19 protein-coding genes are annotated in these 18,959 nt (G+C 73.0%); 5 read left to right on the top strand and 14 right to left on the bottom strand.

Going from position 1 to position 18,959, the window contains the following annotated elements:
• The first annotated feature begins 70 nt into the window (after nt 1–70).
• Complete coding sequence (locus tag DEJ24_RS16780) at nt 71–229, top strand: hypothetical protein (protein WP_181421567.1); 159 nt, start codon at nt 71–73, stop codon at nt 227–229.
• A 48-nt stretch (nt 230–277) separates the two neighbouring features.
• On the opposite strand, the gene DEJ24_RS04400 is transcribed toward DEJ24_RS16780, so the two are convergent.
• Complete coding sequence (locus tag DEJ24_RS04400) at nt 278–994, bottom strand: GntR family transcriptional regulator (protein ID WP_258368832.1); 717 nt, start codon at nt 992–994, stop codon at nt 278–280.
• 107 nt (nt 995–1,101) lie between these two features.
• On the opposite strand from DEJ24_RS04400, the gene DEJ24_RS04395 reads away from it, so the two are divergent.
• On the top strand, nt 1,102–2,262 hold the full coding sequence (locus DEJ24_RS04395; RefSeq protein WP_111077448.1) for an MFS transporter: 1,161 nt from the start codon (nt 1,102–1,104) through the stop codon (nt 2,260–2,262).
• 148 nt (nt 2,263–2,410) lie between these two features.
• Here DEJ24_RS04395 and DEJ24_RS04390 read toward each other — a convergent pair whose 3' ends face one another.
• Nucleotides 2,411–3,583, bottom strand: coding sequence for a Vms1/Ankzf1 family peptidyl-tRNA hydrolase (locus tag DEJ24_RS04390; RefSeq protein ID WP_111077447.1), 1,173 nt, complete (start codon nt 3,581–3,583; stop codon nt 2,411–2,413).
• Complete coding sequence (locus tag DEJ24_RS04385) at nt 3,564–3,998, bottom strand: hypothetical protein (protein WP_111077446.1); 435 nt, start codon at nt 3,996–3,998, stop codon at nt 3,564–3,566. The genes DEJ24_RS04390 and DEJ24_RS04385 overlap by 20 nt, the downstream gene beginning before the upstream one ends.
• Nucleotides 3,999–4,224: 226 nt before the next feature.
• Between DEJ24_RS04385 and DEJ24_RS04380 the strand changes: the two genes are divergently transcribed.
• Nucleotides 4,225–7,275 (top strand): glycoside hydrolase family 2 TIM barrel-domain containing protein, encoded by a 3,051-nt coding sequence (locus DEJ24_RS04380; RefSeq protein ID WP_111077445.1) that lies wholly within the window; start codon nt 4,225–4,227, stop codon nt 7,273–7,275.
• Between the two features lie 183 nt (nt 7,276–7,458).
• Here DEJ24_RS04380 and DEJ24_RS04375 read toward each other — a convergent pair whose 3' ends face one another.
• Both DEJ24_RS04375 and DEJ24_RS04370 read right to left on the bottom strand, forming a co-directional pair.
• Entirely contained in the window at nt 7,459–7,881 is a 423-nt protein-coding gene (locus tag DEJ24_RS04375) for a DUF3151 domain-containing protein (RefSeq protein ID WP_111077568.1), read from the bottom strand.
• A 27-nt stretch (nt 7,882–7,908) separates the two neighbouring features.
• Entirely contained in the window at nt 7,909–8,241 is a 333-nt protein-coding gene (locus DEJ24_RS04370; protein ID WP_111077567.1) for a DUF3140 domain-containing protein, read from the bottom strand.
• Nucleotides 8,242–8,517: 276 nt separating this feature from the next.
• On the opposite strand from DEJ24_RS04370, the gene DEJ24_RS04365 reads away from it, so the two are divergent.
• A complete protein-coding gene (locus DEJ24_RS04365) occupies nt 8,518–10,131 on the top strand; it encodes an ATP-binding cassette domain-containing protein (protein ID WP_111077444.1) in 1,614 nt (537 codons plus the stop codon).
• Between the two features lie 88 nt (nt 10,132–10,219).
• Here DEJ24_RS04365 and DEJ24_RS04360 read toward each other — a convergent pair whose 3' ends face one another.
• From DEJ24_RS04360 to DEJ24_RS04350, 3 genes are all read right to left on the bottom strand, one after another.
• On the bottom strand, nt 10,220–10,939 hold the full coding sequence (locus DEJ24_RS04360) for an SDR family oxidoreductase (protein ID WP_111077443.1): 720 nt from the start codon (nt 10,937–10,939) through the stop codon (nt 10,220–10,222).
• A gap of 61 nt (nt 10,940–11,000) precedes the next feature.
• The gene (locus DEJ24_RS04355; RefSeq protein WP_111077442.1) at nt 11,001–12,044 is read right to left on the bottom strand and encodes a YihY/virulence factor BrkB family protein; all 1,044 of its coding nucleotides are present in this window, start codon (nt 12,042–12,044) and stop codon (nt 11,001–11,003) included.
• Nucleotides 12,045–12,046: 2 nt separating this feature from the next.
• Entirely contained in the window at nt 12,047–12,508 is a 462-nt protein-coding gene (locus DEJ24_RS04350) for a hypothetical protein (protein WP_146245923.1), read from the bottom strand.
• Between the two features lie 116 nt (nt 12,509–12,624).
• On the opposite strand from DEJ24_RS04350, the gene DEJ24_RS04345 reads away from it, so the two are divergent.
• Nucleotides 12,625–13,365, top strand: coding sequence for an MBL fold metallo-hydrolase (locus tag DEJ24_RS04345; RefSeq protein ID WP_111077440.1), 741 nt, complete (start codon nt 12,625–12,627; stop codon nt 13,363–13,365).
• 240 nt (nt 13,366–13,605) lie between these two features.
• Here the strand turns inward: DEJ24_RS04345 and DEJ24_RS04340 are convergent, their stop codons facing one another.
• From DEJ24_RS04340 to DEJ24_RS04315, 6 genes are read right to left on the bottom strand one after another with little or no spacing between them, the layout of a single operon-like run.
• Complete coding sequence (locus DEJ24_RS04340; protein WP_111077439.1) at nt 13,606–14,517, bottom strand: prenyltransferase; 912 nt, start codon at nt 14,515–14,517, stop codon at nt 13,606–13,608.
• A complete protein-coding gene (locus DEJ24_RS04335) occupies nt 14,514–14,957 on the bottom strand; it encodes a lycopene cyclase domain-containing protein (protein ID WP_181436519.1) in 444 nt (147 codons plus the stop codon). The genes DEJ24_RS04340 and DEJ24_RS04335 overlap by 4 nt, the downstream gene beginning before the upstream one ends.
• Entirely contained in the window at nt 14,954–15,313 is a 360-nt protein-coding gene (locus DEJ24_RS04330; protein WP_111077438.1) for a lycopene cyclase domain-containing protein, read from the bottom strand. The genes DEJ24_RS04335 and DEJ24_RS04330 overlap by 4 nt, the downstream gene beginning before the upstream one ends.
• Nucleotides 15,313–16,974, bottom strand: a complete 1,662-nt coding sequence (gene crtI / locus DEJ24_RS04325; protein ID WP_111077437.1) for a phytoene desaturase family protein — start codon at nt 16,972–16,974, stop codon at nt 15,313–15,315. Before crtI ends, DEJ24_RS04330 begins: the two co-directional genes overlap by 1 nt.
• Nucleotides 16,971–17,894, bottom strand: coding sequence for a phytoene/squalene synthase family protein (locus tag DEJ24_RS04320; protein WP_111077436.1), 924 nt, complete (start codon nt 17,892–17,894; stop codon nt 16,971–16,973). The genes crtI and DEJ24_RS04320 overlap by 4 nt, the downstream gene beginning before the upstream one ends.
• Nucleotides 17,891–18,949, bottom strand: a complete 1,059-nt coding sequence (locus DEJ24_RS04315) for a polyprenyl synthetase family protein (protein WP_181432824.1) — start codon at nt 18,947–18,949, stop codon at nt 17,891–17,893. The genes DEJ24_RS04320 and DEJ24_RS04315 overlap by 4 nt, the downstream gene beginning before the upstream one ends.
• Between the last annotated feature and the right edge of the window lie 10 nt (nt 18,950–18,959).

Raw genomic sequence — 18,959 nt, 5'->3', positions numbered from 1 at the left:
AGCCCGGGGCCTTGCGGACGACAGCGCGCAGGACGACACTGGCCCGACCAACAGGGGAAAGGACGATCAGATGTCACAGTCGACTCCGTCCGGGCGCAGGGATGCGTACCGGCTCTCCACCGACGAGGCCGAGGTGCGGGAGGCCCTCCTCGACCACGACGCCGACCCGCACCTGTCCTGGGTGACCGCCCAGCTCGACGGGACGGAGGAACGTCCGCTGGTCGAGTAGCGGCCACGTCCACCGGTCGAGGAGCGACCGGGGTCCGGCCCGCGTCGGTCAGGCCCCGGCCGCCAGCCGCTCCGGTGCCCCGACGATCGCCATGCCCGCGCCGCGGAGCCGACGCCGCTCCTGGGCGATGAAGCCCAGCAGCCGGTCGTTGGTCCCCGCGACGTGGGCGGCGACCAGTTCCGCGGCGCGGTCGGCGTCGCCCTGCTGGACGGCGTCGAGGATGTCGCTGTGCTCCTGCCACGCCGCGTCGCGGGCCTCGGGCGTGCGGACCTCGATCCACCGGGTGCGCTCGAGTCGGGTCAGGGCGTCGGCCACGGCATCGGTGACGAAGCGGTTCCCGCCGAGCGCGGCAAGGTCCAGGTGGAACGTCGAGCCCATCGTGATGCCGGCCTGCTGGTCCGGGGTCGGTCGGAGGGCGTCGAGGTGCGCGCGGACCTCGGCGAGCGCCTCGGGCTGCGCGCGGGCGACGGCGAGACGGGCGGCGGCGGGTTCGAGCACGCCGCGGAGTTCGGCGAGCGAGGCGATCTCGTCGAGGTCGATCGGGGTGACCGTCCACGAGCGACCCTCGTGCAGGATGAGCCCCTCGCGCTCGAGGCGTGACAGGGCTGCCCGGACGGGGGTGCGTGAGGCGTGGAAGCGCGCTTCGAGCCCGCGCTCCGAGATGCGTTCCCCCGGCGCGATGTCGAGCGTCAGGATCGCGGCACGGAGGTTGTCGTAGAGCTGGGCCGTCTGCGACACGGGTGCTGCGTCGGTCGGTTCGGTCACGGGCATCCAGCGTAGTGCCGTCGGACCACCGTTGGTATACCGTTCCGGTACACCAGCCGAGTCGAGACGGGGAGCGCGTGGTCCGGACACCTGCCCGAGCGTGGACGATGCTCGCGCTCGGGGTCGCCGCGCAGGCCGCCGGGACGCTCGTCGTCACCGCACCGGCACTGCTCATCCCGCACCTCCACGCGCAGGGCATGCCACTCGCACAGGCCGGGCTGCTCGCGGCGGCCCCGACGGCGGGGATGGTGCTGACGCTGATCGCCTGGGGCGCGGTGGCCGACCGGATCGGTGAGCGGATCGTGATCGCGGGCGGTCTGGTGCTCACCACGCTCGCGGTCGCCGGAGCCTGGCTGGCGGACGACGACACGGTGTTGCTCGGCGTCGCGTTCCTGGCAGCCGGGATGACGAGCGCCTCGACGAACGCGGCGAGCGGCCGGGTCGTCGTCGGCTGGTTCCCGAAGGAGCGGCGCGGCCTCGCGATGGGGATCCGGCAGATGTCGCAGCCGCTGGGGGTGACCCTGGCGGCCGTGACGGTGCCCCGGCTCGCCGAGGCGTCGGGCATCCGCAGCGCGCTGGTCCTGCCGGTCGTCCTGTGCGCGGTGCTCGCGGTGGTCTGCGCGGTCGGGATCGTGGACCCGCCGCGCCCGTCCCGTCCGGCGTCGGGCGGCGATGCCGGCGCCGCAGTCGGCACCGCGAACCCCTACCGCGCCACCGGCTTCCTCTGGCGGATCCACGCGGTCTCGATCCTGCTCGTGGTCCCCCAGTTCACCCTGTCGACCTACGGGTTGGTCTGGCTCGTCACCCTCGGCTGGTCGACCGCCACCGCCGGGCTGCTGGTCGGGGCGGCGCAGTTCGTCGGCGCGATCGGCCGGATCCTGGTCGGGTTCTGGAGTGACCGGGTCGGCTCCCGGGTCGGGCCGTTGCGGGTGGTCGCTGTGTCAGCCGCCGCGGTGATGGCGGTCCTGGCCCTGGTCGACGTCGCGCACCTGCCCGCGGCCGCCGTGGTGCTGGTCGTGGCGACGAGCGTCACGGTCGCCGACAACGGGCTGGCGTACACGTCGGTCGCCGAAGCCGCCGGCCCCTCGTGGTCCGGTCGGGCGTTGGGCGCACAGAACACCGGGCAGTTCATCGCGGCGAGCGCCGTCGGCCCGGGCATCGGCGCACTGGTCGGGCTGGTCGGCTTCGCCGGGTCGTTCCTGCTGGTGGCGGCGCTGCCGGTGCTGGCGCTGCCGCTCGTGCCGCGGGTGGACCGGTCGCACGACTGACCCGCGACGTCGACCGCCCGCGATGCCGGGCGACCCGCGACACCGACCGACCCACGACGGGCCGGGGCGACGGACGGGAGGCTCGTGGCGGCACCGCCACGAGCCTCCCGTCCGTCATCGGGTCACCGTCTGCCGCGTCGGGCGCGGGTCAGGCCCCCGGGATCTCCGGCCCGGTCCGCCAGCGGAGCAGCGCAGCGGCCGGTGCGCCGCCCGGCAGTGCCGCGGTGTTGGCGTACACGACCTCGGCGTCGGTCAGGAGCGCCGCACGGACGATCCCGACGGGTGCCGGGACGTGCCCGAGCACGGTTGCGCCGAGTGCCTGCTCCGGCGCCGTCGCGATCCACGGCGCTGCGTCGAGGGCCAGGACGGTGCGGTCCTCGAAGCCCGCGGGGTCGAGGACCACGATCGAGGGCTGCGCCTGCTGCAGGGCCTCGACCACCGGGCCGAGTCCGGCCGCGACCTCACCGTCCCCGCGACCGTCGTGGGTGCGGAGCAGGTCCTCGACGTCGTGTCGGCGCTGGGCGACGACCCGGGCGAGGGCGATGTCCACGTGCTCGCGGACGCCGTCCTCCGACGCGTCCGAGGCGCGGGGGTCGATCGGCACCTCGGACAGGAGCGGCGCGGTGGCCTTCGTCTTCGACAACTCGGTGATGAGCAGCTGGCGGGCACGGATGTCGCCGGCGACGATCACGAGCCGGGGCGACAGCCGGTCGACGGCGTCCTGCACGGCGGCGGCGACCTCGGACTCGTTCTGCCGCCACAGCTCCTCGGTGTGGTGCTGCCAGCGCAGGTGCGCCCAGCCACCGCCCTGGAACTTGTGGAGCGTGTCGGTCCGACCCTGCACCTCCTGCTCGTCGCGCTGGTCCGGGTGGTCAGCGTGCCCGAGACGGTACGCCCGGTACCCGCCGCCACCGCGTCCGACCTCGACGACCAGGAACGGGACGTCGAGCGGCCGGTGCGCCAGGAGTGGCACGAGGTCGGGGACGGCTCCGTGCCCGACCGACTCCGGTCCGTGCATGTGCCCGGGGAGCACCTCGCTGAGCACGAGTTCGCCGTCGTGGACGAGCACGTACCGGTTCACGGGTGCGGGGACGCCCGGCGTCTCCTCGAGTTCCGCCATCACGGTGTCGATGACGGCGGCGTCGGCTCCTGCTGCCCGGAGCGCGTCCTCGGCCTTCCGGCGCTGCAGGGCGGCGAGGTGCTGCGGGTCCTCGCGGTCCCCGGAGGCGTCCACGTAGGCCCAGGTCCACGTCCCGCCGCCGGCGAGTCGGGAGCCGAGTGCCCGACCGTCCTCGGTGGTCTCATTCTGCGTGATCGGCATCGTCGCCTCCAGTCGTCGCGGTGCTCAGGTCGGGGGTGGTCGGGGTCGCGTCGGGCACGGCCGCGTTCGTGGCGGTGACGTCCGCCGCGTCGTCGTCGGCACCGGCCGTCGAGGTCGAGTAGACCGTCGCGTCGGCGCCGTCCCCGCTGCCGTCCGGTTCCTCGGCGGCGACGCCGGCCGGGTCGTCGGGGGCGTCGACATCCGTGGTGTCGTCGACGAGGCTGCCCTCGAGGTCGCCGTCGTAGCCGGACGCCCGCACGGTCTCGGCGTCGTCGGTGTCGTCGGGCACCGGTTCGGACTGCCGGAACTCCTCGACGTGGGCGTTGCTGCCGTGTCCCTGGACGATGCTCTGCGCCTCGTGCGCGAGCTGGTCGTCGAGCTCCGGGTTGTGGGTGGTGTTCCCGCGTTCGATCATCGTTGCTCCTCTCGTGGGCATCCCACGGTCCGCGAGCGTCCCTGACCCCGTTCGCAGGTGCCGCGTCCTGGTGGACGGGCGGCCGATCCGCGCCGCGGCGGACGATGCTGACAGCAGCGGAGCAGGAACCGACCACACTGGACTGCACGACGGCGTGCCCCCGGAGGCCCGGCCGCGCCACTCCCCCGTGCACCGGTGCGGGGCCTCACGGAAGGACTGGTCGAGGTTGACCTCTGCCGCACTCGACGACCTGCACTCGACCGCCCCGGGCTCGACGTCGCGACGGGCACCGCGTGCCTGGTTGCACACCGACGCGCCGTCCCTGTCGTTGCACGGCGACTGGGACTTCCGGTGGTCACCGGTGGCCGACGCCCCCGGGTTCGAGGACCCCGACGGGTGGGGGTCGCTCCCGGTGCCGTCGCACTGGGTGCTGCACGGTCACGGTGCGCCGAGCTACACGAACGTGCAGTACCCGTTCCCGGTCGACCCGCCGCACCCGCCGGACGAGAACCCGACCGGTGACCACCGCCGGACGTTCACCCTGCCGGACTCCTTCGACGGGGCAGCGCGCGTGCTGCTCCGCTTCGACGGGGTGGAGTCGCACTACCGGGTGTGGTTGAACGACACCGTCGTCGGGTGGTCGACCGGGTCCCGGCTCGCCACCGAGTTCGACGTGACGTCGCTGCTCCGCCCGGGGTCGAACGAGATCCGGGTCCGGGTGCACCAGTGGTCGGCGGCCTCGTACCTCGAGGACCAGGACCAGTGGTGGCTACCCGGCATCTTCCGCGACGTCACCCTGCTGGCACGGCCCACCGCCCCGATCGACGACGTGTTCGTGCGCGCCGGCTGGACCGCCTCGCCCGGGGACGTGGTGTCCGCCGGGACGGCTGCGTCCGGTCGGCCGTCGACCGGGACGGGCACGATCTCGGTGCCGACGATCGACGCCGTGTTCCCGGTGCACTTCGCCGTACCCGAACTCGGCGTGGACGTGACCTGGGCCAGCGCCGACGACGTCGCCCCGATCACCGTCGAAGGCGTCGAACCGTGGAGCGCCGAACTCCCGCGGCTGTACGACGCGACGCTGACGTCGGGGGGCGGCGGCGCTGTCGGCGGCTCCCTCGACGGGGAGACCGTGTCGCTGCGCCTGGGCTTCCGGAGCGTGCAGATCGTGGGCGACCGTTTCCTGGTCAACGGCGAGCGCGTCGTGTTCCACGGCGTGAACCGTCACGAGACGCACCCCGTCCGCGGCCGGGTGTTCGACGAGGCCCACGCCCGCGCCGACATGGCGCTCATGAAGCAGAGCAACGTCAACGCGATCCGCACCTCGCACTACCCGCCGCACCCGCGGGTGCTCGACCTGGCGGACGAACTCGGCTTCTGGGTGGTCCTGGAGTGCGACCTCGAGACGCACGGCTTCGAGTTCCAGGGGTGGCTCGGCAACCCGTCCGACGACCCGGCGTGGGAGGACGCCTACCTCGACCGCGTCGCCCGCACCGTCGAGCGCGACAAGAACCACGCCTCGATCGTGATGTGGTCGCTCGGCAACGAGTCCGGCACCGGCCGGAACCTCGCCGCGATGGCGCAGTGGGTGCACGCCCGCGACCCCGAGCGTCCGGTCCACTACGAGGGCGACTACACGGGCGAGTACACCGACGTCTACTCACGGATGTACCCGACGCTGCAGGAGACCGAGTCGATCGGCGGCGGTCCGGCCACTCCCCTGCTCGGCTGCGGTCCCGCCGAGGCGGCACGACAGCGGTCGAAGCCCTTCATCCACTGCGAGTACGTGCACGCGATGGGCAACGGTCCCGGGCAGATCGCCGAGTACGAGGCCCTGGTCGACCGCTACCCACGCCTGCACGGCGGCTTCGTGTGGGAGTGGCGGGACCACGGACTGCTGGCGCACACGGACGACGGCACGCCCTACCACGCCTACGGAGGCGACTTCCACGAGGTCGTCCACGACGGGAACTTCGTGATGGACGGCCTGGTGCTGCCGGACGACACCCCCACCCCGGGGCTGGCGGAGTTCGCGGCGGTCGTCGCGCCGGTCCGCCTGTCCGTCTCGGACACGACGGTGCTGGTCGAGAACCGGTACCACTCGGCCTCCACCGCGGGGCTGCGGTTCTGCTGGACCCTCTCGCGGAACGGCGTCGTCGAGGCGTCCGGGCGGCTCGCCCCCGGGATCGTCGCGGTGCGGCAGTCCGCCACGGTGCCGGTGCCCGACGAGGTGCTGGCGGCAGCCCGGGCCGATGCGGGCTCCCTCGCGCCGGGCGACGAGCTGTGGCTCGACGTCGTCGCGGAGCTCGCCGGTCCGACCGCCTGGGCGGACACCGGGCACGTGGTGGCACGCACCCAGGCGCTCGTGGCGAGCCGACCGGCGGCGGTGCCACGGGCCTCCAGTCGGGGCTGGGACGGCGACCGTCTCGGGGAGGCGACCTTCACCGCACGCGGTGACCTCGCGACGTTCAGGGGCCACGACGTGTCCGGCCCGCGGCTCGAGCTGTGGCGGGCGCCGACGGACAACGACCGTGGTGCCTCGCAGGGCGGGTACGAGACCTCGGACCCGGTGCTGACCCTCGGCGTCGGCGACCCGACGGCGCCCTCGTCGGCGTCGCGGTGGGAGGCCCGTGGTCTCGACCGTCTGACCCACCGGCTGGTGTCCGTGACGCGAACCGACGACGGCCTGGTGCAGCGGGTCCGGGTCGCGGCGGCGAACAGCGGTGCCGGCGTCGAGGTCACGCACCGGTGGACCCTGACCGACGCCGGACTGCTGCTCCGGACGGACGCCATGCCGTTCGGCGGCTGGGACGTCACCTGGCCGCGGATCGGCGTGCGTATCGACCTGCCCGCCGCGCTGCTGTCGGAGACGGCCTCGTGGTTCGGGACCGGGCCGGACGAGTCGTACGCGGACTCCTCGCACGCGGCACGGGTCGGGCGGTTCCAGGCGCCGGTGTCGGCGATGACCACGCGCTACTCGATGCCGCAGGAGAGCGGGCACCGGCCGGAACTCCGGACGCTGAGCGTGGGGCCGATCACCGTGACGACCCTGCCGGATCCCGCATCGGGGCACCGCGCCGGGTTCACCCTGACGCCGTGGACCGCGCAGCAGGTCGGGCGTGCCGGGCACCCGCACGAGCTGCCGGTGCCGGACGCGCTGTACCTGTACCTCGACGACGCGCAGCACGGGCTCGGGAGTCGGGCGTGCGGGCTCGACGTGCTGCCGGAGCACCAGCTCTGGCCGAGCGCGCGGAGCTGGAGCGTCCTGCTGGCGTAGCGGGGCGCCGGAGCCGGCGCCGGAGCCGCCGCCGGCCGGGGCCAACGGCACCCGGTGCCGGCTGGCGCCGCACAACAGGAACCCGTCCGAACCAGGGGATCCCCCGGTTCGAACGGGTTCCTGTTGTGCCCAGCCGCAGTGCGGCGCGGCCGGCCGGCCGGCCGGCCGCGGCGCGGCGCGGCGTCAGCCGCGCGCGATGGCCTCGGCGGCCGACGGGTCGGCGCCGTCGAGGAACTGCGTCAGCCGCTCGGCCTCGCCCGGCTCCTCGATCGCCTCGGCCGCCCGGCGCAGCGCGAACAGGCTCCGGAGCACGCCACGGTTCGGCTCGTGCGACCACGGCACCGGCCCGGCTCCGCGCCACCCGGCCTTCCGCAGGGCGTCGAGGCCGCGGTGGTACCCGACCCGGGCGTACGCGTAGGACTCGACGGTCGCGCCGCGTGCCCACGCCTCGTCGGCGAGCATCGCCCACGCCAGGCTCGACGACGGGGAGGACACCACCACCGAGGCGACGGGAGCGCCCGCCGCCAGGGCCGCGTCCACCTCGGGCTCGGCGGCCAGCAGCGTCTCGGGGTTGGTCGAGGGGTTCGGGAGCAGGTTGTCCGGCATGCCCGCCACGCTACTTGAGCCGCCCGGTCACTTCAGCGGGTCGTGTCCCCAGTTCATGAGCGAGTACCGCCACCGGGTGTCCTCGACGTCGCCCGAGGGTCGCTGCTCCATGTGCCGCGCCACGTACCCGACGACCTTCCGCATGTGCGCGTAGTCGTCGTCGGTGTACTCGCCCTGCTTCTTGCGGAGGATCCGCACGATGTGCCGCCCGGACTCGTGCCCGGTCGACTCGGAGGCACCGTCCTTCTTCTGGCCGACCTCCTTCGACTCGTCGGAGTCCAGCCAGCCCTGCAGCTGCGAGGCGGTCATGTTCACCGCGTCGGCGAAGTCGTCCCGGGTCTGCTTCTCGTCGTCAGCCATGTCGGACATCTTGCGCGGCGCGACTGCGCGGTCGTACGGTGAGTCGTACCCCGTCGTCACGCGGGACCCCGGTGCGGGACGACCGACCGGCGGCACGGGTGACGGCCACGGGGCCTCCCGACGGGAACGGATCCGGCATTGCGCGAGACCACCGGCACTGCGCCGCAGCAGCCGCTGTCCCTGCGCTGACACCGTGACCTCGCCCGCCTCCTCGCGGGTCTGCCGCCTCCGCGGCTGACGGTGTCGTGCGCCCGCACGACCACCGGAGGCATCGCCATGCCCATCAGCCCGTCCGTCGTCCTGCACGACGTCTCGTTCACCTGGCCCGACGGCTCCGTCGCGCTCGACCACCTCGCCGCTGCCTTCGGTCGTGGCCGCACCGCGCTGGTCGGGAGGAACGGTGCCGGGAAGTCGACCCTCGTCCGGCTGGTCACGGGCCAGCTCACCCCCACATCGGGCACCGTCACGACGACGGGCCCGGTGGACCACCTGCCGCAGCGACTCGCTGACATCGGGTCGCGTACTGCGGATGGCGGCCTGGAGGCCCGTCCCGCCTCCCCGCGCACGGTCGCGGACCTGCTCGGGGTCGGCCCGCAGGTCCGGGCGCTCCGAGCCGTCCTTACCGGGGACGCCACCCCGGAGCTCTTCGACGTGGTCGGCGAAGCCTGGGACGTCGAGGAGCGCGCCGGGGCCGCACTCGCCGCACTCGACCTCGGCCCGGCGGACCTGGACCGGCCTGTCGACACACTGTCCGGCGGGCAGGCCGTGCTCGTGGCGGTGGCGGGCATCCGGCTCCGCGGTCGTCCGATCGCGTTCCTCGACGAACCGACGAACAACCTCGACCGCCGTGCGCGTGCCACGCTCCTCGACATGGTGGACGGGTGGCGCGGGACCCTCGTCGTGGTGAGCCACGACCGGGAACTCCTCGAGCACGTCGACGAGGTCGTCGAGCTCCGTGACGGCACCCTGACCGTGTTCGGCGGGACGTACTCGGCATTCGAGGAGCACCTCGCCGTGCAGCAGGCCGCCGTCGAGCGCGAGGTCCGCGTCGCCGAACAGCGGCACCGTGCCGAGAAGCGTCAGCGCATCGAGGCCGAGACGACGATCGCGCGACGGGCGAAGGCAGGCGCGGCCTCGGCGTCGTCGATGCCGAAGATCGTGGCGAACGAGCGGCGGAAGCGCGCCGAGGCCACGGCAGGTCGGCTGCGCTCCGGGCACACGTCGGCCGAAGCGGCAGCGCTCGCGACCGCGCGGGAGGCCGGCCGACGGGTCCGTGACGACGAGCACCTGCACGTCGAGCTGCCCGACCCCGGGGTGGCCGCGTCCCGCCGGATCGCGACCGTCACGGTGCGCAGCCGGACGATGGTCGTGCAGGGGCCGGAGCGCATCGCCGTCGTCGGGGACAACGGCGTGGGCATGACGACCCTGCTCGAGCACCTCGTCGGACTTCCGGGAGCGCGGCGGCACCCGCTGCCGGAGACGACAGCGGTGCCGTACACCGACCGGATCTGCTACCTGCCGCAGCGGAAGGACAGCCTCGACGACGATGCGACCGTCCTCGAGAACGTCCGTCGGGTCGCCCCGGACATCGCACCAGCCGAACTGCGGAACCGGCTCGCGCGGCTGCTCGTCCGGGGCGACACGGTGGACCGGCCCGCCGGGTCGCTGTCCGGCGGGGAGCGGTTCCGGGTGGCGTTGGCCGGACTCGTGCTCGCCGACCCGCCGCCGCAGCTGCTGGTGCTCGACGAGCCGACGAACGACCTCGACATGGCGAGCGTCGACCAGCTGGTGACGGCGCTCCGGGCCTACCGGGGTGCGCTGGTGGTCGTGAGCCACGACGACACGTTCCTCGACCGGCTGGACCTGGACGGACGCGTGCACCTGCGCTGAGGACACCGGCGGCCAGCGCCGGGCGTCGGCGTCGGCGTCGGCCGTCGGTTTCGGGTGCCGGGTGCCGGGTGTCGCTACCGGTCCGCCGTCAGCGCCGCCGGGACGGCCGGATCGAGAGCACCTCGACCGTGCCGCGCTCCGGCAGGTCGACGACGGTGCGGACCGCGTCCGCGACGTCGGACGGCGCGAGGTAGTAGTCGGTGTCGTAGTCCTCGCCGAGCTTCTCGGTCAGGGCCCGCTGCATGTCCGAGTCGGTACGGCCCGGGTGCACGCTCGACACCCGCACGCCGTTCGCCCGCTCCTCTTCACGCAGCGCGTCGGTGAAGGCCCGGAGCGCGAACTTCGAGGCCGCGTACACGCCGCCCCCGGCTCCGGCGGTGAACCCGGAGCCGCTGTTGATCGACACGACGATGCCCCGCGCCGCCCGGAGGCCCGGCAGCGCCACCCGGGTGAGCTCGGCGACCGCGAAGACGTTCGTGGCGAAGACGGCCTCCCACGTGTCGCGCGGGGTGTCCGCGACCCGGGTGCCCTGCTCGACGCCGGCGGAGTGCACCAGGACGTCGATCCAGCTCGGGACCGTCGGCACGTCGCCGGCCCCGAGGTCACCGACGAACGGCTCCGCGCTCGGCAGCGCAGCCACGACGGCGTCGACCGCCCCGGCATCGCGTCCGCCGACGAGCACGTGGTGCGTCCGGCCCAGGTCGGCCGCGATCGCGCGGCCGATGCCCCGCGTCGCGCCGGTGACGAGCGCGACCGGACGGTCGTTGGCGGGGGTGGAGACGGGGACGGGAGGCTCGGTGTCGGTCACGCAGGCCAGCCTACGGAACCGGTACCGGGCCTCCCGTCCGGGTGGCGTGTCCGGAGACTGCTCAGTCGTCGTCCTTGGTCTCGCCGGCGCTCTGCCGGATCCGGATGCCCTGCAGGACGTCCTCGGCGCGCTTCTCGTCCTGCTTCTCGGTCTGGCGGGTGTCGCGCTCGGGGAGCTGGATGTCCTCCTCGGCCTTGATGCCCGCCTGCAGCTCGCGGCCGCGCTCGATCTCGGCATCGAACTCGGCGCCGAAGAGCAGCGCGTTGTTCGTGATCCAGATCCACAGCAGGAAGACGATGACGCCACCCAGCGAGCCGTACGTGGCGTTGTAGTTCGAGAAGTTCCCGACGTAGAAGCCGAATCCGACGCTCGCGATGATCCAGATGAGCAGCGCGATGATGGAGCCCCCGCTGACCCAGGTGAACTTCGGCTGCTTGACGTTCGGCGACCAGTAGTAGAGCACCGCGATGATGACGACCGCGATGACGAGCAGGATCGGCCACTGCACGATCGACAGCACCAGCGCTGCGGCGTCGCCGAGGCCGATGACGTCGCCGAAGCTGCGGGCGAGCGGCCCCGACACGAGGGCGAGGAGGCCGATGACGAGCAGCACGACCGTCGTCACCGTGACGCCGAGCATCGTCGGGCGGAGCTTCCAGATCGGACGTCCCTCGCGGACGTTGTAGATGCGGTTCATCGCGCGGCCGAACGCGCCGACGTAGCCGGACGCCGACCAGAGCGCACCGAGGATACCGACGATGAACGTCACCGGTGCCGCGGGCGACCGGACCAGGTTCTCGACCGGACCCCGGATCAGCTTCACGACGTCCTGCGACCCGATGTTGCCGATGACGTCGAGCAACGTCTTGATCGTGGTGTCGGCCTGACCGATGAGGCCGAGGATCGACACGACGGCCAGCAGCCCGGGGAAGAGCGCCAGCACGGAGTAGTACGTGAGGCTCGCGGCCAGGTCGGTGCACTGGTCGCTGGTGAACTCCCGCAGGGTCTTCTTCAGCGTGTAGACGACCGTGGGCTTCTTCAGGTCCGTCGGGCTGTCGGGCTTCCGGGGGTCGTCCGCCGCCGGCTTCTGTGCTTCCTTCGCCATGATCAGCCCTTCGCTGCCTTCGTGATCCGCTTGCGAGCCTTCTTGTTCCGCTTGGCGTCCTTCTTCCGACGCTTCTCGGCGGCCTGGCGTTCCTGGTACACGGGGTTGCCCGTCGGGTCCTTCTGCGCGAACACCGGGACGCCCTTCGACTGTCCGTCCTTGCGGAGCTTGACCGGCTTGAACACCGGGACGGGAGCGGGCTCGCGGAGAGCGGAGAGCCGCCCGGCGGGCTCGTTCCGGATGCGTGCACCGACGACGATCGCGGCGATGCCGGCGGCGGCGGTCATCGCGACGGCCACGAGGGGCGTGGGGTCGCGGTGCCAGCGCTGCCGGGTCTTCGCGAGGGCGAGGCGGGTGCGCGCGGGCACGTCGGACTTCTGCCGGATCCGCGTCACCGTGTCGACGATGCGCTCCCGGGTCCGTACGTTCCGGAGCTCGAGCTCGGGCATGGAGTCGTTGGGCATTCTCCCTGAGTACACGCTCCGCGGTGAGTAGACGCGCTGGCGTGCGGTCCGCGGACGTGCAGTGGGCGATCCGGAGCCGGACGCGCGCCCAGGGGTGTCGGCCTAGCGTCCGCCGCATGCTGTTCCGGGACGTCGCCGAGGGCATCCACCGCCTCGAGCTCGCACACACCAACACCTACCTGGTCGAGACCGGGGACCGACTGCTCGTCGTCGACGCCGGGCTGCCCGCCGTCTGGCCACACCTGCTGCTCGCGGTCCACGACCTCGGCTACTCCCCTGACCGGGTCGAGGCGCTGCTGCTCACGCACGGGCACTTCGACCACGTCGGGACGGCGGCCAGGATGCACCACGAGTGGGGCACCCCCGTGTACGTGCACCCGGGCGACCGTGACCTCGCAGCCCACCCGTACTCGTACCGGCCGCAGCAGAACCGGTTCGGGTTCGTCGTCGCGCACCCCGGCGGCCTCCGTCCGCTCAGCCGGATGCTGCTCGCCGGGGCCGCGACCGTCGACGGCATCGACGAGGTCGAGACCCTGGAGTCCCGTGCGGACGTCCCCGGCAACCCGTGGATCATCGAGACGCCCGGGCACACGGACGGGCACGTGGCGCTGCACTTCGCGGACCGGGACGCGGTGATCGCCGGCGACGCGCTGGTCACCTTCGATCCGTACACCGGCGGGATCGGCCCGCGGGTCGTGGCCCCCGCGGCGACGGCGGACATGGCGACCGCGGTCGCGTCCCTCGACCTGCTCGTCGACACCGAGGCGCAGCACGTCCTGCCGGGGCACGGCCCGTCGTGGTCGCGCGGGGTGCGGGCCGCGGTCGCGCAGGCGCGGCGGGCGGCCGGCGCGGCCTGACGCGGGCGGTCCGTCGCCCAGTCGGTCGCTCAGGTCCGGCGCCCGAAGTCGCCCGGTCCGTTGCCGAGGTTGCCCGGTCGGTCGCCCGGTCCGGCGCCCGGTTGCGATATCGCGGCATCTCGGCGGAGTACGCGCGGCGAGTGCGGCATCTCGGGACGCGCACGCCGACGCGCACGCGGGAGCGTGGGACCGCACCGGCAGGGCGGCCGCCCCGGCCCACACCGCACCGCACCGCACCGCTCAGTGCGTGAAGGCGAAGCCGATCAGGGCCATCGTGACGATGAAGCCCGCCAGGTAGTTGATCCAGAGGAAGCGCTTCCAGCCCGCGTTCGCCGCCTCCGCCCCGGCGTCCGTGACGTTCCACCACGGCAGCACGTTGAGCGCGTACGGCACGACGACGACCGCGGCGATCGGCCCCGGGAACGCCGAGAACAGCAGCGCCACACCCGCGACGAGGTACGCCACGAACGCCAGACGGACGGTCGCCCGGGCACCGATCACGGTCGCCACGGACCCGATCCCGCCGGCCCGGTCGGCGAGCACGTCCTGCACGGCGCCGAACGCGTGCGAGGCGATGCCCCACAGGAAGAACGCCACGCACACGGCGACGAGCTGCCCGGTCCACTGGCCGCCGGCGAGCGCGAGCCCGTAGACGGCCGGGGACACGAAGTGCGTCGACGAGGTCAGGGAGTCCAGGAACGGCTTCTCCTTGAAGCGCAGCCCCGGTGCCGAGTAGGCGATGACCGCGAAGACGCTGATCGCGAGGACGAGCCACGACCACGGCCCGCCGAGCAGCACGAGGACGAGCAGGAAGGGCACGTTCGTGACGACCACGGCCCAGAGCGTGGCCCGGTGCACGCTCCGGTCGAGCAGCGCCCCCTCGACGCCGCCCTTGCGCGGGTTGCGCAGGTCGGACTCGTAGTCGAAGACGTCGTTGATGCCGTACATCGCCAGGTTGTAGGGCACGAGGAAGTACACGACACCGACGAGGAACGCCAGCAGCGAGAACCCGCCGCCGCCCTCGACGCCGACCCCGCTGCCCAGCAGGTAGGCGGCGGCGAACGGGTACGCGGTGTTCACCCAGCTGATCGGTCGCGAGGACACGAACAGGGCACGGAGCGTCGACGGCCTGGAGGCTCGGCTCACGGTCATGGGGTCTCCTCCGGTGCACGGGACGGCTGGGTCGGGCGCTCTGACCGTACCGGTCCGGCGACCGCGTCCGGTCGCCGGCTCCGGTCGCTGCCCAGGCCGTCGAGCAGCACCCAGCAGCTCGGCAGCAGCAGCACCGCGCCGATCGAGTACGCCAGGTCCTCGACGGGGAACAGGCCGATGCGCGCCCCGAGGACGAGCGCCGGGTCGTAGGCGACGATGCCGAGCCCGACGATCACGTTGTTGAACACGCACGTCATCACGAGCAGCGCGATGCCGGCGACGACCCCGGTGAGCACGGTGGTGCGACGGCCACGGGCCGCAGCGTCCGGCCGTCCCGCCCGTCGGCGACGGGCGGACACGGTTCCGGCGAGGACCGCGACGAGCACGGCGACGCCGAGGAACGGCACCGCGAGCAGCGCGTACGTGCCGGACCCGGTCATGCCCGGCTCCCGTCGTGGCCCGCGTCCGCGGATCGCCGAGCGCTGAGATGCGCGAGGACCGGCCGGACGGCACCGAACAGGTCCATCGTCGTCCAGCAGAGCAGCACCAGGAAGAACAGCTCCTCGAGCGGCACGTCCGGCGCCAGGAGCACTCCGGTGAGCAGCCCGTTCGTGCCGATGAAGAAGATCCCGAGGTGCACGCCCACGACGTCCCAGACCATGAAGAACACCAGCCCGATGAGCATCACGGCGGCGGCACGCAGCGGGGCACGCCAGAAGAACAGCCGGTACCGGGCGTCGAGCACCGCGATGCCGGCGATCGAGATCAGCAGTCCGGCGAGGTACAGCCCCGGCATCAGCCCGTCGTCCGTACCGGCGGCGCGTCGACGGACCGCGGCAGCGGGGTCGGCAGCGGCTCGGTCGAGGTGTCGCCGCGGATCCGCTTGAGCAGGACCTCGGCGCTGATCAGGCACATCGGCAACCCGATGCCCGGGATCGTCGAGGCGCCGACGTAGTAGAGCCCGTCGACCTTCGTGGAGGCGTTCTTCTCGCGGAAGAAGGCGCTCTGCGTCAGGGTGTGCGCCGGGCCGAGCATCGACCCGTTCCAGGCGTTGAGGTCGTCGGCGAAGTCCTGCGGGCCGATCGTCCGGCGGACGCGGATCCGGTCGCGCAGGTCCGGTACGCCGGACCGCTCGGCGATGACGTCGATGGCGCGGTCGGCGATCGCCTCGACCTGGGCGTCGCCGGCGCCGTCGAGACCGCCCTTGCCGATCGCGACGTCAGCCGGCAGCGGGACGAGGACGAACAGGTTGCTCTGCCCCTCCGGCGCGACCGAGTCGTCGGTGAGCGACGGCGCGCAGACGTAGATCGACGCGGGGTCCGGCACGTGCCGGTCCTTGCCGAAGATGGCGCCGAAGTTCTCCTTCCAGTCCTCGGTGAACACCAGCGTGTGGTGCAGCAGTCCGGGGACCGGGCCGTCGACGCCGAGGTACACGAGCACCGCGGAGGGGCCGGGGTCGCGCTTGGCCCAGTGCGCGGCGTCGTGCGTGCGGTGTTCCTGCTCGAGGAGTTCCATCTCGGTGTGCCGCAGGTCCGCCGCGCTGACGACGAGGTCGGCGTGCTCGACGTGCTCGGCGCCGTCCTGGTCGCGCCAGGCGACACCGGTGGCGTGCCCGCCCTCGACGACGATCCGGGTCACGGCCGCACCGGTCCTGATCGTCGCCCCCTCGGCGAGCGCGACCCGCTCGACGGCGGCGATGACCTGCGTGATGCCGCCCTTCGGGTAGAGCACCCCGTCGGCCAGGTCCAGGTGGCTCATCAGGTGGTACATGCTCGGCGCCTGGTACGGGCTGGTGCCGAGGAAGACCGCCGGGTAGCCGAGGACCTGCCACAGGCGGTGGTCCTTGACCGCGGTCGACGCGAACGACGACAGCGGCTGGAGCAGCAGTCGGGCGAGCTTGCCCATCCGCTTGAGGACGTCGGGGGCGGCCAGCTTCGTGAGGTCCTGGAAGGTGCCGTACAGGAACCGACGGACTGCCATGTCGTAGGTGTCGGCGGCGGAGTCGAGGTACTTCGCCATCTTCGCGCCCGCACCGGGCTCGATCGACTCGAACAGGGCGATGTTGGCCTCGCGCGAGGACCGGAGGTCGATCGGCTCGTCGCGGCCCTCGGTGTACACGCGGTACCCGGGGTCCAGCACGTCGAGGTCCAGCTGCTCGTCGGCGCTGGTGCCGAGCAGCTGGAAGAAGTGGTCGAACACCTCGGGCATGAGGTACCAGCTGGGTCCGGTGTCGAACCGGAAGCCGTCCTGCTCCCACGTGCCGGCGCGGCCACCGAGCTGGGTGCGCTGCTCGAGGACGGTGACGGCGAAGCCGTCCCGGGCGAGCAGGGCGGCGGCCGCCAGGCCGCTGATGCCGCCGCCGATCACGACGGCTCGGCGGACCGGCACGGTGCGCATGGCGGGCGGTGCGGCAGTGGTCGGTGCGTCGGTCGGACGGGAGGCACGGGTCGGGCTCATGACGAGCCTCCAGTCTGTGGGGTGGTGACGGTGCGCGCGGGCAGGGCGCCGCGTCGGCTGAGGACACGCGCGGCGAGCCGTCCCTTCACGGGGTTCGGGACCCGGACCCGGGAGGTGACGAGCCGGTCCGCCGGGGTGGCGGCGATCCGGTCGTTGAGCTCCTGGAAGAGGGCGTGTGCGAGGGCGACCGCCGGACGGGCGTCCCGCGGCAGCAGCGGGACGGTGACGGCGGCCCGGTCGAGGTCCGACTGGACGTCGGCGACGAGCCGGCCCTTCGTCGCCTCGTCGAAGGTGCGCACGTCGACGCCCGGGAAGTACGAGCGGCCGAGGACCTCGAAGTCGGCGTGCAGGTCCCGGAGGAAGTTCACCTTCTGGAAGGCGGCACCGAGGGCACGCGCGCCGTCGACGAGGACCGCGTCGTCGAAGGTCGGGCGCCCGGCGCGGTACACGAAGGCGCGGAGGCACATCAGGCCGACGACCTCGGCGGAGCCGTACACGTAGGCGTCGAAGGAGGCCTGGTCGTGCCGGGTCTGCTCGAGGTCCATCCGCATCGACGTGAAGAACGGCGCCGTCAGTTCACTGCCGAACCCGACGGTGCGGGCGGTCCGGGCGAACGCGTGCACGACGGGGTTCACCGAGAAGCCGAACGCCATGGCGCGGTCGGTGTCCTGCTCGAGCTCGTCGAGCACGATCCGGGCGAGCGCGGGGTCCAGGCCGGCCTCGGTCGCGGGGCCGTCGACGACCTCGTCCGCGACCCGGACCAGGGCGTAGACGTTCCGGATGTGCTCACGGGTGTCCTTCGTGAGCAGGCGGCTGGCCAGCCCGAAGGACGTGGAATACCGGCTGATGACGACGCTCGAGGCGGCCTCGGCGGTGGCGTCGTAGAGCGGGAGGCGGTGACCGGTGGTGCTCGAGCTCACCGGACGCGCTCCACGAGTTCGGTGACGAGCCCTTCGAGTCGTGCGCCGAGCTCGTCGGGCAGCGCGGCCAGTTCGGCGCGGGCCAGAGCGGTGTGCTCGCGGATGTGGTCGAGCGCGGCGTCACGAGCACCGCACTCGACGAGCAGGCCGCGGAGTCCCGCGGCACGTTCCTCGGTCAGGTCCGGGTCGCCGAGGTACGGCGCCAGGTCGGGCCAGCAGTCGGTGGTCGCGGCGTACGCGATGAGCATCGTGCGCTTGCCCTCGCGCAGGTCCCCGATGGCGGTCTTCCCCGTCGATCCCTCGTTGCCGAAGACCCCGAGCAGGTCGTCGACGATCTGGTAGGCGATGCCGATCTCACGGCCGAAGGCGCCGAGCGAGGCGACGACGGGCTCCGGCGCACCGGCCAGGACCGCACCGGACTGCAGCGGTGCCTCGAAGCTGTAGACACTCGTCTTCGCGCGCTCCATCTGCAGGACCTCTTCCACGGTGGGCATCACGCCGAGCGCGAGGTCCACGTCCGCCATCTCGCCGGCGGCGCTGGCGAACACGGCGTCGTCGAACAGGTCGAGGAGGCGGGAACGACGGTCCCCGGTGACCCCGCTGGCCTCGATGAAGCGGGGCGCGGCGGCGAGCGCCAGGTCCCCGGCGATCACTGCGGCGCTCGTCCCCCGGTGCTCGGCCGTCGGCAGCGGCAGCCCCCCGGTCGTCGCGTTGTCGCGGAAGGACCCGGCCACGTTCGGACGACCACGGCGGGACCAGTCCCGGTCGATGACGTCGTCGTGGACGACGAGGGCGGTGTGCAGCAGTTCGTACGCCGCAGCGACGTGCGACGCGGCGTGCACGTCCTGCCCGCCGAGGGCCGTGTACGAGGTCAGGACCATGCGCGGCCGGAACCGCTTGCCACCCATGCTCGCCCTGCGCAGGACGCGCCAGAGTTCTTCGGACGGTCGGCCGAAGGCCTGGGCCCGGGCGCTCGACACCGTGAAGAAGCGCTCGAGGCACTCATCCACCAGCGCGAGGTCGATGTGCGCCACGGTGGCCGCTTCCTCGGTCATTGGCCTAATC

The sequence above is a fragment of the Curtobacterium sp. MCPF17_001 genome (assembly GCF_003234615.1).
Classification (GTDB): domain Bacteria; phylum Actinomycetota; class Actinomycetes; order Actinomycetales; family Microbacteriaceae; genus Curtobacterium.
Note: the sequence above shows the minus strand (reverse complement) of the source record. Positions and strands in the feature narration are given on the sequence as shown.